A 16,048-nucleotide genomic window follows, 5' to 3' on the forward strand; every position below is an offset into this window, starting at 1 on the left:
TGCCGCGCGCCACAACGGGCGCCGCCGATCACGCAACCTCTGCCTGGGGCGCCGGCGGCGCCTGCCCGGTTCGCGTGATACGAATCACCTCTTCGATGCTGGTCACGCCGTCGATGGCCTTGCGCAGCGCGGCTTCCTGAATGCTGATGGTCTTGATGCGCCGCATGTGCGTCTTGAGGCCGTTGAGATCGCCGGCGGCGACGAGTTTGCGGGCGTCGCTATCAAACACCATAACCTCGAACGCGCCGGACTGGCCGCGGTAGCCCAGCCCACCGCAGGCCGGACAGGTCTCTTCGCGGTTGCGCTCGATGACCTTGCCCGAGTGCTTGAAGAGCTGCTTGACCTGTTCGGGCGGCAGGCCGAGTTTGCGCAACTGGTTCGGATCGGGCTGATAGGGCACCTTGCAGTTGTCGCACAGGCGGCGAAGCAGGCGGCAGGAGATGACGGCCTTCATCGGCTCGGCGGCGAGTTTCAGATCGCCCACGGCCTTGGCCCACTTCGCCAGCGCTTCGAGCCCCGAGTCGGCCCGCACGCCGATGTACTGCAGCGGACCGCGCATCCCCGGCGCCGCCGCCTCCTGCGCGGTGCGGTTGTCCGGAATGTCTTCGATCATCACGATTGTGGGATCGCGCCGCAGCATGGAGCGGAGTTCCGTCGCGAAGTCCACGCCCTTTTCGGGCTTGAATTCGGAGTGGCCAACGCCGTCGATGAGCACCAGCCGCTCGATCTCGAGCGTGCGGATGTTGGCGGTGAATGCATCGTGCCGGCGGAGCATGGAATAGAGCATGGTGGTGCGGCCGTTGCCCGCCGGGGCCGAGACGAGCACGATGCCGTGCAGATCCGCCGTCGCCTTGTCCAGCGCTTCAACCTGGCGCGGCAGCAGGCCCAGGTCTTTAGGCTTGATGTCCACTCGCTTCTTGAGGTCGATGTCCATCGTCAGCGTCTGCCCCGCCGTCGAGCCGGCCGAGCGTACTCGGATCTCGTGCGTTTCGGTGCCGAAGCGTGCGGTGAAGTCGCCCATCTGCCGGCGGCGCTTGTCGGCCACATCCAGAGCCGCCGAACGCTTGATGTAGTCGATCAGGGCATTCGCCACGCCGGGGTCGAGCGGTTCGCGACGGAAGCGCACGCCGTCCACGATCTGGCTGACCTGGTACTGGCCGCTGCGGTTGGGAACGAGTTCGACGGAAGACGCCCGCTGCACCAGAGCCGGAGTGAGCATGTCCTCCATCGTCATGTGAACGAGGAAGAGCGGATCGTCCTTGGCGGGCAGGCCGCGGGCCACGCCGCTGGCGTCGATGACCGAGATCGCCGCGGCCTTCTGCTGACGAGCCGCAGATCGCGCGGCCATGCGCTGGCGGAAACCCTCGGCGGAGACGCGGAACGCCTGGTCTTCGGGCACGTTGCGGTTGTGATAAATCCAGTAGGCGATGCTCGAACCCCACATGACCAGCAGGCCGGCGGTGAAGCCGACGGCCGGCCACCAGACCACGGGCATGGGCAGGATCATGATGGCAAAACCCAGCGTGCCGCAGATCAGGTGCGCAATGTTCCAGCCTTCGCGGTTGAAGTGCCAGTAGAGCGTGTCCTTGTCCCAGATGGTGGAAGTCACCCAGCCCCAGAGGCAGAGGAAGACGAGTGCAATCAGCGGCACCCAGGGGCCGACGAGGATGTACCACTCAACGGCGAGCGAAAGCGGCATGGTGGTCCTTTCGAGCGATCATCCGCGCCCCGGCGCGGCGTTGAATCCGGCGTCCATGCAAGATAGACCGGCGCTGCGACAAGGCAAGTCGCCGGCCGCTCTCGCCGCCTGCGCTTCGCCTCGCCTCGCCATCAGGTAATGCCCTTGAGGCGCATGGAGAGTTCCTCCGGATTCGGAGTCGCCTCGAGCGCCACCTTGTAGTGAATGTACTCCTGCTCGACCAGTTGCACCAGCGAGCCGGTGAAGTCGATCATTCCCGCATCCTTATTGGCGCGGATGACGTCGAGCAGTTCGCCCTCGCGGCCCTCGAGAATGTACTTGCGGGCCGGCGCATTGTTGACCAGAATCTCGATCGCCGGGATGCGGCCGATGTTCTCGTGAAGCGTCGGCAGCAGTTTCTGATACACGATCGCGCGGAGGTTGTAGGCGAGCAGTTTGCGGATCTGCTCGCGCTCCTCAGGGTTGAACAGGTCGTAGATGCGGCCGAACGACTGCCACGCCGAGGACGCGTGGATCGTGCCGAACACGAGGTGGCCGGTTTCGGCGGCGCGGATGGCCGCTTCAAACGTCTCCTTGTCGCGCATTTCGCCGATGAGCACCACGTCGGGGTTCTCGCGCACCAGCGCGCGGAGCGCATCATTGAAGTCCAGGCAGTCGATGCCGACTTCGCGCTGGTTCACGAAGGCCTTGGCGTCCTTGAAGATGTATTCGATCGGGTCCTCGATCGTGACGATGTGCACGGGCTTGCGCTCATTGATGTACTGCAGCATCGCCGCGATAGTGGTTGACTTGCCCGAGCCGGTCACGCCCGAAAGGAGCACGAGGCCCTGGGCGTTCATGGCGATCTCGGACATCACAGGCGGAAGGTAGAGATCCTCGAACCTCTTGATCTTGCTGGTGACGAGTCGGGCGGCGATGGCCGGCTTGCCGCGCGCCATGAAGAGATTCACGCGAAAGCGGTTGTTTTCGTCGTAATCGTGCGCGAAGTCGATCGAGCCGCGCGTCTTGAAACTCTGGTACTGGTTGTCGTCGAGCACGTCCTTGGCGATCTGGAACATCTGCTGTTCGGTCACGGGATCGATCTTGAGCGGCTTGAGAGCCCCGCGCAGGCGAATCTTGGGCGAAGCGCCGGACTTGACGATGAGGTCGCTGGCCTCAAAGCGGATGGTCGCGTCGAGGAACTTGTCGATAAGGGCCTGCCCTTCACCCGAGACGGTGCCGATGTCGTGGTGAACGGCGTTGATCGACATGCCCGCTGTGTGAACGCTCACGATAAACTCCTTGAATCGTCAGGGCCGGTCCCGGCGACGCCTCCCGAACCGCTGCGTGTGTCGTGGTGGCGACCGGTCCAGCCCCAGCCGCCTGACCGGTCCGATGCCGCCGGTCCGGCCTGCATTTCGGGCCGATCAGGGCAGCAACAGGGATTATAACCGCGCCAGCCCGCCGCTGCATTCCCGCCCCGCGGCGCTTTTCGGGCTCGACTGTCCGCCGGGCTGCCCGCGCGGCGACTTCAGGGCCGTTTCCCTGATCCGTCGCCCCCTGATATGTTGAATACTTGAGATATCTGAATGTTCGCATAAGATTGCCCGTCGATCGCACCCAGAGGATCACCCATGCCGCGAAGCACTTCGCCCAGAGCCATTGCAGACGAGACCCTCGATCGAGCCGCGGCGGTGCTGCGCGTGCTGGCCCATCCGGTGCGCCTGCGCATCGTGGACCGGCTGCTTGAGGAGTCCATCCACGTCGGGCAGCTCGCCGACGACCTCGACCTGCCCCAGGCCGTCGTCAGCCAGCACCTGGCGCAGATGAGGGCGCACGAGATCGTCCAGCAGCGGCGCGACAGTCGCCGCGTCTTCTACGAAGTCATCAACCCGCACGCCGAGCACCTGCTTGCGTGCATTCGCGAGCACGGCGACGGCCGGTAGGTGAGCCGACGGCCACGCCGGCGTTTGAAAGGAGTCGGTCATGGTTCATCTCTTGAGACAGTCTCGCTGGTCGCCCTACGTCGTCGGCGCCGGCATCGGAGTCCTGTCGTGGGTGACCTTCGGCCTCATGCACAAGGCGCTGGGCACGAGTACGAGCCTCGTCTCGATGGCCGGGGCGATCGAGTCACTGGCCGCGCCCGAGCACGTTCGCTCCAACGCCTACTACGTCAAGACCATGCTCGGCGAGGGCAAGTACTTCCTCGACTGGCAGATGATGCTCGTGATCGGGCTTGTGCTCGGCGCGATGCTCTCGGCCTGGCTCGGCCGGTCGTTCAAGGTTGAGCACGTGCCGGATATCTGGGCCGCCCGCTTCGGCCCGAGCAAGGCGCTGCGCTACGCCGCGGCGTTTGTGGGAGGCGTGCTGCTGCTCTTTGGCGCGCGGCTCGCAGACGGCTGCACTTCGGGCCACGCCATCAGCGGTTCGCTCCAATTGGCCGTGAGCAGCTGGGTGTTCTTCGCGTGCTTCTTCGCCGCGGGCATCGCCACGGCGCTGCTCGTCTATGGAAAGGCAGGTCGCAGCCGTGCTCAAAGCTGACCCGAACATTCTGAACCTTGTCTATGGCCTGCTGACGGGCCTGGTCTTCGGTTTCCTTCTGCAGCGCGCCACGGTCACGCGATTCAGCACCATCGTCGGCCAGTTTCTCTGGGTCGATCACACGGTGCTGCGCACCATGTTCACCGCGGTGGTCGTTGGCGCAGTCGGCGTCTACGCGATGCATCAGATGTGGGACGTGCCGCTGCACATCAAGAGCGCCACGCTGCTGGCCAACGCAGCCGGCGGGGTGATCTTCGGCGTCGGCATGGCCATCCTCGGCTACTGCCCCGGCACGGGGCTGGGCGCCATCGGCGAAGGGTCGCGCCACGCCATCTTCGGCTTCCTGGGCATGATCGTCGGCGCCGGACTCTACGCCGAGGCGTATCCGTGGATCAGTGCGCATGTGCTGCCGGTGGGCGATCTGGGCAAAGTCACGCTTCCCGATGAGACGGGTCTGTCGCCGTGGCTGTTCATCGCGCCGCTGATCGGGATCGCGCTGATCGTGTTCGCCATCCTCCCGGCCCGGCGGAGCGGACCGGACCGTGGAAAGGCGGGACGCACGCCGGCCCCGGCGTGACAGCCGTTCTCTCCCGGGGTCCCGGGATGTTGAGAACTGATGTTTGTCGCAGAGCCCGGGCGTTGACGCCGCCGGGGCTTTGCTTCGCGCGGGCCGTGGCGGGAACTCGACTCCGATTCTCGCTGCACCCCGCCTCTGCCCATCGCCGGCGAGCGGGTTGGTGGGCGTAGTGCTGATGATCTCGGGCTGGCTGCACGCCTATGAATCAGACGGCCCCAGGCCGGACGGAGGCACACCATGGCCATCGCACCGAGCGAATTCGAGGTTCGTCAGGCTGAAGATCGAGGAACGACTGAGATCGGCTGGCTCCACAGCCGGCACTCGTTCTCTTTTGGCCGCTACTACGACCCCACCCGCGTCTCCTACCACGGGCTGCGCGTGCTCAACGACGACATCGTCGCCGCCGGGCAGGGCTTCGGCGAGCACGGCCACGACAACATGGAAATCATCACCTGGGTGCTCGAAGGCGAACTCGCGCACGCCGACAGCACCGGCACGCGCGGCACGCTCATGCCCGGCGAGGCCCAGGTCATGACCGCCGGGCGCGGCATCCGCCACAGTGAAATGAACGGCTCGAGCGCTGCGCCAGCCCACTTCATCCAGATCTGGATCGAGCCGGATCAGCGCAACCTCGAACCCGCGTATGCGCAGAAGTCCTTCCCGCCTGACCGGCGCCACAACCAGTGGCAACTGATCGCCAGCCCGGATGAGCGCAACGGCTCGCTGCGCATCCACCAGGATGCCGCGGTCCACGTGGCCGATCTCGATGAGGGCAAGCGGCTCAAGATCGATCTCGTCGAAGGCCGGCATGGCTATCTGCACGTGGCCACGGGGTGCATCCGCTTCAGCGCAGCCGAACTCAAAGCCGGCGATGCGGTCACCTTCGACGGTCCGGCCCAACTCGACATCGAAGCCCTGACCAACAGCCAGGTGCTGCTGTTCGATCTGCCGTGATCGCGGCAGATTTGCGGCGCCTCTTGAGCCGCGCACTGCGGCGCCTTCTCCCGGGGGCAAAAAACGAACACGCCCCGCGAGTTCTCGCGGGGCGTGCTGGTGTTCAGAGATGACGGCGACAATCAGTCGATGAAGTCGCGGCCGCGGATGCCGTGCTTCGTGGCGCCGTGGTAGTACTGCAGCGGGTCATCGGGCTGGAGCGCCTCGTCCGTCCAGCCCATGCGGTTGCGCAGGCGCACGTAGAGGCGCGGGTCCAGGTTCTCGATGCTGGAGGCGGTGCGCTTGTCGGCGCTGCCGTCGAAGAAGAGGACCGTCGCCCCGAGGCCGCGCTCGTTGTACCCGTGGGTTGGCTGCTCGTGGAACGCGTTCACTTCCCAGACGTAGACCTTCTGGCTGGAAAACGCCGCTTCTTCCATGCGAAGGTAGCGGCGGCCCGGCGTGACAGGCGTGGAGGGACCTCTATCACCACATCCATCGGAATTGTAGTGTTGATGCTGCGAGAGTATCTCGGGCAGCCGATCCTCGGTGAACATCATGGGATCCCAGAACGCCGCGTCGGTCATGAGATAGGAGCTGCGGGTGATCCGGTTGGCAAATGCGTCGCGCATTTCCTTGGCGCGGGCCGGGTAAATACGGTCATCGGGGCAGAAGAAGACATCGTCCCAGACGGCCTTGGAGGTCTCCTGGCCGGCGATGTACTTGGCCATGGCGCAGAACCAGTAGCGGTTGAGTACGCCGTAGTGCATGTTGCCGCTTCCCATTTCCTGCGGCCAGCCGAAGAGACGCGACCAGCTGGCTTCGAAGGCGGGGCGCGTGCCGGAGATGGCGCCGATGTTCCACTCGTAAACCGTTTCACAGACGGAGCCGTTGGCGACGATGCCATTCCACTCCTGCGAATACGTCTCAAGGCCGATGGCGATGTCACGCAGATTGCCGATGCAGCGCGTCGTGCGGGCCGCGCCTCGGGCCTTCCCAAGAGCGGGGAGCAGCAAACCGATCAGCAGCGCGATGATCGAAATGACAACGAGCAGTTCGATGAGGGTGAAACCGCGAGTGCTGTGTGAGTAGTGCAGTTTGCTGTTGCGCATGGATGCGTCCCTTTCATGAGAAGTCTTGAGTGTGAGACCGTAAGTCGCTACTTCAACCATGAGTCGGTGGTGGCGCAATGCCACCGCCGGGCGTCAACTTGTTCTGCATCACGAAATCAGGGAGCGTCGTGAATTCAGACCGTCAGCCCGGCGTGCGACCGGACCGACTGGCGCTTCCCGAATCTACCCGTCAACCTCGAAGCCCAACGTCTGTGCCTGCGTTGGCGCCTCCCCTTCGTCATGAACATGACTCCGGGCGAACATGGAACCATACGCCCGGATCAGGTGACGGTTCCACAATTTCGATCTGAGCCGGGTCATGCGGCCGGGCGGCTTCCGGCAATGGTCGGACGCACCGAGAGACGCGGGCCGACCGGGCGCCACACCTCGCCGCTCCGGGCGATGTGTGCGAAGGGTTTGGGATCGCTCGTCATGCAGGATGGTTTGCACGTCGAAGGCGTGATCGTCAGGCGGTCCGGGGGTCGCGCTCGCTTGCGCTCCCTGGACTCCCGGCTACTCACGATGAGGCCTTCGGCCTCGAAGACGGAACGTTGCGAACGCGTGACGCGTGCGCAAGTCAATCGCAGCGCGAATTGCCGGGCCTGCGCCCTTCGGGGTTTCCTCAGGCTCTTCGACAAAGCCTTGTCCCGACCTACTCGCGCTATCCACAAGCCCCGTCGCTTGGGGCGGCGGGGCTTGCTGGAATCAGATCATGCTGCTGAGAGCAAACTGGGGATGAAAGATTCGAACTTTCACTAACTGATCCAGAGTCAGTCGTGCTACCGTTACACCAATCCCCAAACGGCGGGTCTTCACCGACCTCCTGAAATGTAGCACGCAATCGGGCTTCGGCAAGTTCGGTTTTTTCCGGGTGAAGCGACCGGGAGCGGCCCCCAGGGCACGGGGTCGGCGGACGTCGACCCCACCCATCGTGTCGACGTCCGCCTTCGGCTGCGAACCGCGAGGCTCAGCAGCCGGATTGCCCCCGCTGGTGTCCTGTCAAGGCCGGATCGGGGCGTTTCAGCCGGCCTCAGCCCGAGGGTGTGCGTCGTCATACGCATCCCGCAGCCGCTGCGTCGTGAGGTGCGTGTAGATCTGCGTGGTCGAAAGCGACTGGTGGCCGAGCAGTTCCTGCACACTGCGCAGGTCGGCCCCGTTGCCCAGCAGGTGGGTCGCGAAGCTGTGCCGCAGCGTGTGCGGGCTGATGCTCGGATCGAGCCCCGCCTCGCGCAGGTACTTGTCGAGCTTGCGGCGGACCGAGCGCGAACTCAGCCGCCCGCCGTGCTTGTTGATGAACAGCGGCGGCCGTTTGCCCGAGGCGTCGGCCTGCTTGTGGCGCGGGTCCTGGTGCAGCATGGTCAGGTAGTGGCGGATCGCCGCCAGCGCGTGCGAGCCCAGCGGCACGAGTCGCTCCTTCTTGCCCTTGCCGCGGATGTGCAGCGCTTCGCCATATTCATCGAGGTCCGTCGAATCCAGATCGACCAGTTCGCTCACGCGCACGCCGGTCGAATAGAGCGTCTCGAGGATGGCCCGGTCGCGGGCGCCGAGCAGTTCGCGATCGTCGGGCGCGCTGAGCAAGCGTTCGATTTCTTCTACGGTGATGGCCTTGGGCAGGCGCTTGGCCTGCTTGGGGGTGCGGATCATGACCATCGGGTTGCCCTTGACCAGCCCGGTGCGGTCGGCCCACTTGTAGAACGAGCGGAGCGTGGCGATCTTGCGCGCCATGGTCGAGGCCGAATAGTTCTGCTCACTCAGGTGCGCCAGGAACGCGCGGATGACGTTGATGTCGGCCTGCACGATGGTGCCGGTGACGGTCGCGGGGGCGGCGGCGCCGTTGCTCGCGCCGTTGCTGCCGTGGGCGCGGGCGTGCTGGAGAGCCCGCGACTCCTGCTCGGCGTTGACGGCAATGTCGAACTCGTCGGCGAGGTAGTCGCCGTACTGGCGCAGGTCGGCGCCGTAGCACTTGGCGGTGTAGGCGCTGAAGTGGCGCTCGTTGAGCAGGTAGTTCAGGAACGACTCGATGATCTGGAAACTGGCCATGGGTGTGGTTCCCGTATTCAGGTAATGGCGCCGCCGCGAGAAGGCCAGCGGCGCGGCTCGAAGCGCGCACCGTTGGCGGACGATTGACGGTCTGTGATGGAGGGGGTTTCGGCGTCCATGCCGGTCCTCGCTGTCCCTTGCGGCCTCCGCCGAGGCCGCGTCGGGTCAGCAGACCCGGCAGCGCCTAGGGGGCAGGCCGTTGATTGGCCGTCGCCAGCCGCCGGTTGTTTCTCGTCCGCTCTTCCATGAGCAGATCGCGAAGCAGGCGGTCGACGACATACTGCGTATACAGATCCATAACGACCAGATAACGCTCCCAGTTGAGCGCCGAATTGCTTTCCGTGCGTCCGCGGGCGAATTGTTCGAGGCTGAGGCGCACGCCGTTGTCCGCCGCGTTGAGCACCGCCGCCGCACTCGCTTCAGGCCAGGCGTCCGGCTCGAAGCCGTGCAGCGCGCTGTCGGAGGGCGCCGTGCCGATCTGCTCGATCAGATCGTCAGCCGGGGCCGCCGGCTGGGCGTGGTACAACTGAAGCGTGAGGCCGAGCACCGGCGGCCGGTACGGGTCATACGCCGTCACCGAGCCGACGATGATCGCATCGGCGCCAATGACGCGCGCCAGCGCGCGAGCCGCGGCGGGCGAGTCGATGCTGCCGATGTCCATCGCGCGCATGCCGTCGAGCACGCGCTGCACGGGCAGAGCGTCGATGCCGCGCACGTTCTGCACTTCGCGGGCGATGAGGTCGGCCACGGCGAGCGTGTCAACGGTGCTCACACCCGACTCGTTGGCCGGCGGCGCAACCGCCCAGGTGACCGGCTCGCGATACGGGCTCATGAGCGGCGCGTTGATCGCCGTGCGCTGCCGCATGCAGCCGCAAAGCAGCAGCAACAGCAGGCACAGGCAAGCCGGCTGAGCGGCGCGCCACCTGTTCGTCATGATCTGCACACTTGTCATGGCGTCCTGCCATCCACGACGGACTCCGCCCGTCGGCACGTGATTCAGCATTCGACCCGGGGTCTATTTTCGGACCAATCGACCCGCGGACTTTCGACGGAGCCTCATGGGCCGGTATCGACGCCCACTACGCCCGAATTCGCATTGACCGAGGACGGCCCGCGGGCGGTCTGGATGGCCCGATCGGGGCCGATCGCCCAGATGTTGTTGACTCCCGACCGGTTCGAGACGAACAGGATGCGGCCATCGGGGCTCCAGGTGGGCTCGATGTTGGCGTACTCGCCGTTGGTCAGATTCACGCGACTGGAGCCGTCGAGATTGACGACCCAGATGTCCGCCCAGGCGCCGGTGTGCGCTGCATTCCCGCCCGGCTGGCCCGGCTCGGTGATCGTCGTGAAGGTGAGCATCTTGCCGTCGGGGCTCCAGGACGGGTTGATCGCCGCCGCGTTGGCCGCGCTGACGATCTCAGTGGGCCGCGTGCCCTCGCCGTCGACGAACTCGATCGTCCAGATGCCAAAAAGACGGCTGCCTCGCTCGCGCGGACTCTGGAACGCGATCAGATTCGACGCGGGATCGGGATTCCATTCCGGGCACAGGCCGTAGCCGATGAAGCGGCGCGAGTTGAAGTTGCCCGCCTCGGTCACCCACATCTCCCACCGGCCCGACTGATCGCCCAGGCGCGAGTAGACGAGGTACTTGCCGTCCGGCGACCAGGAGGGATGAATCTCGTGCGCGGCGTCGCTGGTCACGCGGACCGCCTGCCCGCCGTTGGCCGCGTCGATGAGGTAAATGTCATAGTTTCCCGAGCGGTTCGAGCAAAAGGCGATCTGAGAATTGTCCGGACTGAAGCGCGGCATGCGATCGCTCGCGGGATCATCGGTGAGCCGGCGCATGGTCAGACCGGAGACGCTCTTGACGAAGATGTCGGGCGAGCGGCTGTGCTGCGTGCTTGAGTAGGCGACGTACTCGCCTGTCTTATCCACGTCGGGTTCCGCGTCGCGGCCTTCGGTGGCGAAGGTCACCTGCGCAATGTTCTCGACCGCGGCGGTCTGCGTCGAGCGGCCCCCGTAGCCGTCGATCTCGCCGTAGAGCCCCAGCCAGGGATCGAAGTCCGTCAGACCTGAATCGGTCCGGAACGGAACGGGCGGATTCGTGGGCGAGTCGCTCGTCGGCGCCAGCGCCTCGTCGAGGCTGAGATAGCCGCTCTCCCCCGCGCCGCCATCCATCGAGCCGGTTGCGGATGGTCCCGCAGTGTCGGCCAGTTGTGCCGCAGGCTCCGGGCCGGTGGGCTGGGTCTGGGCGTGCTCCGCCGGAGTCGAGGCGCAGCCAGAAACCGCCAGTGCGAAGGCGGCAACAAGGCAGTTTTGCGAGAGCAGATAGCGCTTCATCATGTCAGATCCCGTTTCCATTGTGGACGACCGCCGGCGCTTCGCGCGCCCGCCATCCGTCTGGCCTTTATCGGACGACTTTCTGAATGGGCTTCATCGATTGCCACAGGGCGGCTGATGGGTTATCGACCAGAACGCCGCGGCAGGTGAGGCAGGAATCGTGATCGACTGGCGGTTTCGTGCGACGGCCGGAGCGGTTCGCCGCAAAAACGCAGGAAGGCCGGCACTCCCCTTCTGGATGCCGGCCCTCTCCTGCCCCGATGCGAGATCGGGAATGGTCGGATGCAAATCCTCGCCCAAGCGCCTCCGGCTCCGTAGAACCGGAGCCCACGATCTGCGGTCGTGAATCTGCCGCCGCGAGTTGTCTTCATTCTTCGCAAGCCGCTGATCGCGAGCCTGAATCTGCCGCTGACTCGAGCCCGAGCCACCCACCGCAGACGGTCGCGAGAGGATCCTTGCCTCTCGGCTTGAAGGGGCGACGTGGCCCCGAACGCGATTAGTCTACCCCACTCCGGCCCGTTCGCCAGCGAAAGTCCCCGAAAGCGGCAAAACTTGCCGATTTCGAACAGAACTTTCCGCCCGTTCAGGGGCTGGTCTGGGCCCCGCTGACGAACAGTTCGGCGTTTTCGAGAATGCTGCTCGCCACGTCGGCGAGGGTGCGGCGGTTGTCGCGCGCCTGCTTCTGCAGCCGCTTCATGGCCGTCTCTTCGTTGATCTGCAGGCGCTCGACGAGGATCCACTTGGCTCGCTCGATGATCTTGCGGTCTTCGAGGCGCTTGCTGAGTTGAGCGATCTCGTCTTTGGCGGTGCGGCTCTCGAGGAACCGCGCCCACGCGATGGTCATCGCCGCTTCGAGATCATCGCGCGTCACCGGCTTGAGCAGGTAGCCGAACACGCCCACGTCGGCCCCGGTGCGGAGGTACTGCGAGTCGGAGAAGGCGCTGACGATGACGACGGGTATGCCCATCTCGCCGTAGATGACTTTCGCCGCTTCCAGGCCGTTCATCTTGGGCATCTGGATGTCGAGCAGGACGAGATCGGGCCGGTCGTTGCGACAAGCCTGCACGGCTTCTTCGCCGTTCTTGCAGCTTGCGGTTACGGTGTAGTTCAGATCGCTCAGGCTCCGCGTCAACCCCTCGACGACGAGGTGCTCGTCGTCGGCGATGAGGATGCGGCGAAGGCGAGGCGCGCCGTTAGATGATCCCATTCGATGCCACTCCGAAATCAAAAGCCCGTTACCAGCGCGCCTGACGACTGCAGTCGCCCGGAGGCGCCTGCGGCCGGTGGCGGCTGCCACACTCCCGATTCGAAATCACACGCGCCTTCGTGGTCAGTCGCCGCCGAGGAATCGACCGGCGCTGACGGCTCTCAATGCGACAGCAGTGTACCATGCCGCCGCACCGGATGCAACGCGCAAACGCAATCCCAACAAAGGATTTCTGCAGATCGCGGAAGCTGCGCAAAGCGGATCAGTCGAGCCAGTCTTCTGCTTTGAGGCGGTCGGGTACGTACACCTCGGTCACGTAGGAGATGTCCTTGGTGATGAGCGACTCGACTTCCATCTTGAAGCCGTTGCGCAGCAGAGCCTGAATCTCCTTTTGCCACGGCTTCTTTTCGGCGAACCATGGGTATTCGGCGATCTGCTTGGCTCGCGTCCGGTCGCGGTCCGTCAGGGCGATCTGGACGTCGTCGCTCAACTTATAGCGGTCGTAGTCCATCGCCCGGATGCCCAGGAATTTCGCATCGGGCACAGCCATGCGACCGGATTCGTACGCGAGCGAAATTGAGCCCTGCTTGATGACGCTGTAGATGTAATGCCCCCACGGATCGCAATCGAGCAGGCAGTAGATCGGCAGGCCGAGTTCGCTGCTCAGGCGCTGGAGCAGGCGCCGCACACCGCGCGGCGGCTGGCCGTTGCCGTGCGTGAGGATGCAGTTGTGCTTCTTCCAGAACTTGTCCTCGTTGAAGCGCTGCCACACGGTGTTCTTTTCGACGTGGAGGACAAACTCAGCTTCACACTTCTTGAACTGGATCACGCGCGGCTCGGTGATGCTCGGGATGCCGTAGCCGCCCGACCCCATCCGCCGGCAGTCGATCTCGTCACCGTTGTCGATGAGCGTGATGTTGCCGACCATGTCGCCGCGCTTGTCGGCGTAGACGTGCAACTCTTCGCGCAACGATTCGAGCGTGACTTCAAGATCTTCGAGGATCGAATCGGATTCGCTCTGGTCTTCGAAGGTCTTCTCCTTGGTGCCTTCGATGGTGTGCAGGCCGGCGTAGAACATGCCGCGGAGGCTGGAGGTCTTTTCGCGCTGGATGAGATCCTTGCAGCCCTTGGCCAGCAGCATGGTCTGCATGAACTTCTTGGCCTGGCCGAGGTTGAAGAGGTTGCGCCGCTGGCTGGCGCTGCCCATTTCGAGGATGCGCTTTGACTTGTTGTAGCTCGTGTTGCTCAGGCTGCGCGTGGGGATGTCCACAAATGGATCGCGCCCGGCCAGCGAGGTCTTGACGACCGCGCCGGCGACCTCGTTGATGCGATTGAGCGTCGCGGCTGATTTGGCGGCGTCGGTGCGCGAGGAACCGGCGGATCGCTTGGGCGTGCGCGGGGCCTTTGCAGCCGCAGTTCGTTTCGTAGTCTTCTTGGCCATGTGAACACCTCCGTGTGTCTTCTCAACATTCATCCTTGTCGCCATGGAGCAAGGTCCGCAACTGCCCCGCCAATTCCGGCACCCTCTCCGTGAGCACGAACCACACGATTCAGGAAGTTGCACGAGTCGAGCGCATCTTCGAGATACTTTTCAGGATCATGCGGCAAAGAGCAGCGTCCGACTCTCCTCCATCCGGCGCTTCATCGCTGCGTTTCGGACGGTCTGCGGCTCGACGAAGTCGATCGGTCGCTCAAACAGTCGCCCAAGGGCTTCGAGCAATCCGAAATAGCTCTCATAGTGGGTTCGCGGAACTGACGGATGGAACTCGACAAGAAAGTCGATATCGCTGCGCTGCGCATCGAATTCGGATCCAGTCGCCGAGCCAAAAACTTCGAGCCGGCGCACGCCAAAGCGGCGGGACAATTCCGCCAACTCGCCGCGATGCTGTAGCAACTGCTCTTTCATGCCTGCTCCCGATGATAGCCGGCGCCCCGTCTTCGCGTGATCGCCGCGCCCGCTGGTTGAATCGCCCTTCCAGGGCCCCATCGCGCGCGGCCCACACGCGCTGCATCAGTCGCCCGTCGCGTCCTTGCCTTTCGGCAGGATGCGCTTCAGGTCCACGAGAAACCACACGAACACCGCCGCGGCGCCCGGGCCGAGGATGATGACCGAAAGCCACGTCGCCCACTGCATCATGGCTCCTTCCTCCCCAGCACGTGGCCCACGCCAAAACCCGCCGCCGAGACCGGCAGAGCGAAGAGCACGGCGTACTCGCGCCAGGCGTCGAAGCCGGCCACGGTCCAGAACACGGATTCGTACTCTTCGTCGTACTGCCCGTAGATCGCCACGACCGTGTGGTACGCCGCGTAGACGACCAGCCCGCTGCACGTGCTCAGCCACCCGGCCAGGCGCGGCGGCCGGCCGAAGATCGCGCCAAGAGCCGGCACGAGCACCACCGACGCGAGCGCGCCGCTCATGAACACCCACGCGTCGGTGATGCGCTCAAAGAGCAGCGACATCCACGAGGCCAGCAGCAGCACGGCGAAGATGCCGATGCGCGTGAGCAGGATGAGCTGCCTGTCCGTAAGCGGCTTGCGGCGCAGCGGGCGATAGATGTCGTACACGAGATTTCCGCTGGCCAGCAGCGAGTAGGTATCGGTGCTCGACATCGCCGCGGCGAGCACGCCGCCGAGAAACAGGCCGCGCAGGCCGATGGGCAGCGTCTGCATGCACACGGCCATCAGCGCCTTCTTGCCTTCAAGATCCTCGGCCAGCATTCCCTTCTCCACCGCCACGCGGGCGATCATGCCCACGACGGTGACGCCCCAGTCGTAGGCCGCCCAGAGCGCGATTCCGATGAGCATCGCGTAGATGATCGACCTGCTGTCTTTGGCTGCGAAGATGCGCTGGTAGAACGCCGGCTCGACGAAGATCGTCAGCGCCCCCACCGACCACGCGAGGATGATGCCCCAGCGCAGGCCGCCGGTAGCCGTCATGTGCTCGGCGGGCAGCACATCAAAGGATTCAAACCCGCCGACCCACTTGAGCGCGATGGGGATCGCAATCGCCAGGGCCACGCACATGAGAACGAACTGGATCGTGTCGGAGATAGCGTCGGCCCACAGGCCGCCCATCGCGGTGTAGGCGGCGCAGATGCCCATGGAGACCAGCAGCGCCTCGGCCTTGTTCCAGCCGAGCATGGTGAACATGATCGTCATGCCGGCCAGGGCGGTGATCGGCAGGCTGTAGATGAAGCACGCGGCGGCGCCGGCGATGCGCGTCGCCTTGCCGTAGCGCTGCTCGAGCAGGTCCGGCAGGGTGATGCAGTCAAACTTCTTGAGGCGCGGCGCCAGCAGCAAAGCGCCGATGATGATGCACAGGTAATACGGTCGGCTGAGCCAGAACCACGACACGAGGCCGTAGTAGTACCCCTGCTCGCTCACGGCAAAAGTGACGTCGAGTTCGTAGTACGTGCTCACCAGCGTGCACACGAGCAGCGGCGTGGTGAGCATGCCGTCGGCGAGGAAATACTGCTTGAAGCCGGAGATGCGGGTGAGGAGAAACCCGCCGATGGCCATCATGCCCAGCATGTAGACCACGAGGATGGACCAGTCGATGGCGTGCAGGTGCTGGTCGATCAAGGTGCGGATTGTATCGGCAGCCGCAGTGCGAAAGCGACGCG

14 protein-coding genes and 1 tRNA gene are annotated in these 16,048 nt (G+C 64.7%); 4 read left to right on the forward strand and 11 right to left on the reverse strand.

Translation table 11 applies throughout. From position 1 onward, the window contains the following. Positions 1-28: 28 nt before the first annotated feature. Positions 29-1,699, reverse strand: a complete 1,671-nt coding sequence (gene tadA / locus IT430_05645) for a Flp pilus assembly complex ATPase component TadA (GenBank protein ID MCC6907406.1) — start codon at positions 1,697-1,699, stop codon at positions 29-31. Between the two features lie 131 nt (positions 1,700-1,830). Further along, positions 1,831-2,970 (reverse strand): PilT/PilU family type 4a pilus ATPase, encoded by a 1,140-nt coding sequence (locus IT430_05650; GenBank protein MCC6907407.1) that lies wholly within the window; start codon positions 2,968-2,970, stop codon positions 1,831-1,833. 342 nt (positions 2,971-3,312) lie between these two features. On the opposite strand from IT430_05650, the gene IT430_05655 reads away from it, so the two are divergent. From IT430_05655 to IT430_05670, 4 genes are all read left to right on the forward strand, one after another. Further along, positions 3,313-3,624 (forward strand): winged helix-turn-helix transcriptional regulator, encoded by a 312-nt coding sequence (locus IT430_05655; GenBank protein ID MCC6907408.1) that lies wholly within the window; start codon positions 3,313-3,315, stop codon positions 3,622-3,624. Between the two features lie 40 nt (positions 3,625-3,664). Further along, the gene (locus tag IT430_05660; protein MCC6907409.1) at positions 3,665-4,219 is read left to right on the forward strand and encodes a YeeE/YedE family protein; all 555 of its coding nucleotides are present in this window, start codon (positions 3,665-3,667) and stop codon (positions 4,217-4,219) included. Continuing rightward, positions 4,206-4,796: a YeeE/YedE family protein gene (locus IT430_05665; protein ID MCC6907410.1), complete on the forward strand. Its 591-nt coding sequence runs from the start codon at positions 4,206-4,208 to the stop codon at positions 4,794-4,796. The genes IT430_05660 and IT430_05665 overlap by 14 nt, the downstream gene beginning before the upstream one ends. A 237-nt stretch (positions 4,797-5,033) precedes the next feature. Beyond that, positions 5,034-5,750 carry a pirin family protein gene (locus IT430_05670; protein ID MCC6907411.1) on the forward strand — a complete coding sequence of 239 codons (717 nt, stop codon included), beginning with the start codon at positions 5,034-5,036 and terminating at the stop codon, positions 5,748-5,750. Positions 5,751-5,872: 122 nt separating this feature from the next. Here the strand turns inward: IT430_05670 and IT430_05675 are convergent, their stop codons facing one another. The 9 genes from IT430_05675 to IT430_05715 all read right to left on the reverse strand — a co-directional run bounded on the left by IT430_05675 (position 5,873) and on the right by IT430_05715 (position 16,007). Then, complete coding sequence (locus tag IT430_05675; GenBank protein ID MCC6907412.1) at positions 5,873-6,838, reverse strand: prepilin-type N-terminal cleavage/methylation domain-containing protein; 966 nt, start codon at positions 6,836-6,838, stop codon at positions 5,873-5,875. Positions 6,839-7,567: 729 nt separating this feature from the next. Continuing rightward, a tRNA-Gln gene (locus IT430_05680) sits at positions 7,568-7,638 on the reverse strand. Between the two features lie 220 nt (positions 7,639-7,858). Beyond that, on the reverse strand, positions 7,859-8,878 hold the full coding sequence (gene xerC / locus IT430_05685; protein MCC6907413.1) for a tyrosine recombinase XerC: 1,020 nt from the start codon (positions 8,876-8,878) through the stop codon (positions 7,859-7,861). A gap of 184 nt (positions 8,879-9,062) precedes the next feature. Then, positions 9,063-9,830 (reverse strand): hypothetical protein, encoded by a 768-nt coding sequence (locus tag IT430_05690; GenBank protein ID MCC6907414.1) that lies wholly within the window; start codon positions 9,828-9,830, stop codon positions 9,063-9,065. Positions 9,831-9,934: 104 nt separating this feature from the next. Continuing rightward, entirely contained in the window at positions 9,935-11,221 is a 1,287-nt protein-coding gene (locus IT430_05695) for a PD40 domain-containing protein (GenBank protein MCC6907415.1), read from the reverse strand. A 580-nt stretch (positions 11,222-11,801) separates the two neighbouring features. Continuing rightward, a complete protein-coding gene (locus IT430_05700) occupies positions 11,802-12,425 on the reverse strand; it encodes a response regulator (protein MCC6907416.1) in 624 nt (207 codons plus the stop codon). 262 nt (positions 12,426-12,687) lie between these two features. Beyond that, complete coding sequence (locus IT430_05705) at positions 12,688-13,866, reverse strand: DNA topoisomerase IV subunit A (GenBank protein ID MCC6907417.1); 1,179 nt, start codon at positions 13,864-13,866, stop codon at positions 12,688-12,690. Positions 13,867-14,022: 156 nt separating this feature from the next. Next, a complete protein-coding gene (locus IT430_05710; protein MCC6907418.1) occupies positions 14,023-14,331 on the reverse strand; it encodes a nucleotidyltransferase domain-containing protein in 309 nt (102 codons plus the stop codon). A gap of 227 nt (positions 14,332-14,558) precedes the next feature. Next, positions 14,559-16,007: a sodium:solute symporter family protein gene (locus IT430_05715; GenBank protein MCC6907419.1), complete on the reverse strand. Its 1,449-nt coding sequence runs from the start codon at positions 16,005-16,007 to the stop codon at positions 14,559-14,561. Between the last annotated feature and the right edge of the window lie 41 nt (positions 16,008-16,048).

Source organism: Phycisphaerales bacterium (assembly GCA_020852515.1).
Classification (GTDB): Bacteria; Planctomycetota; Phycisphaerae; order Phycisphaerales; family UBA5793; genus UBA5793.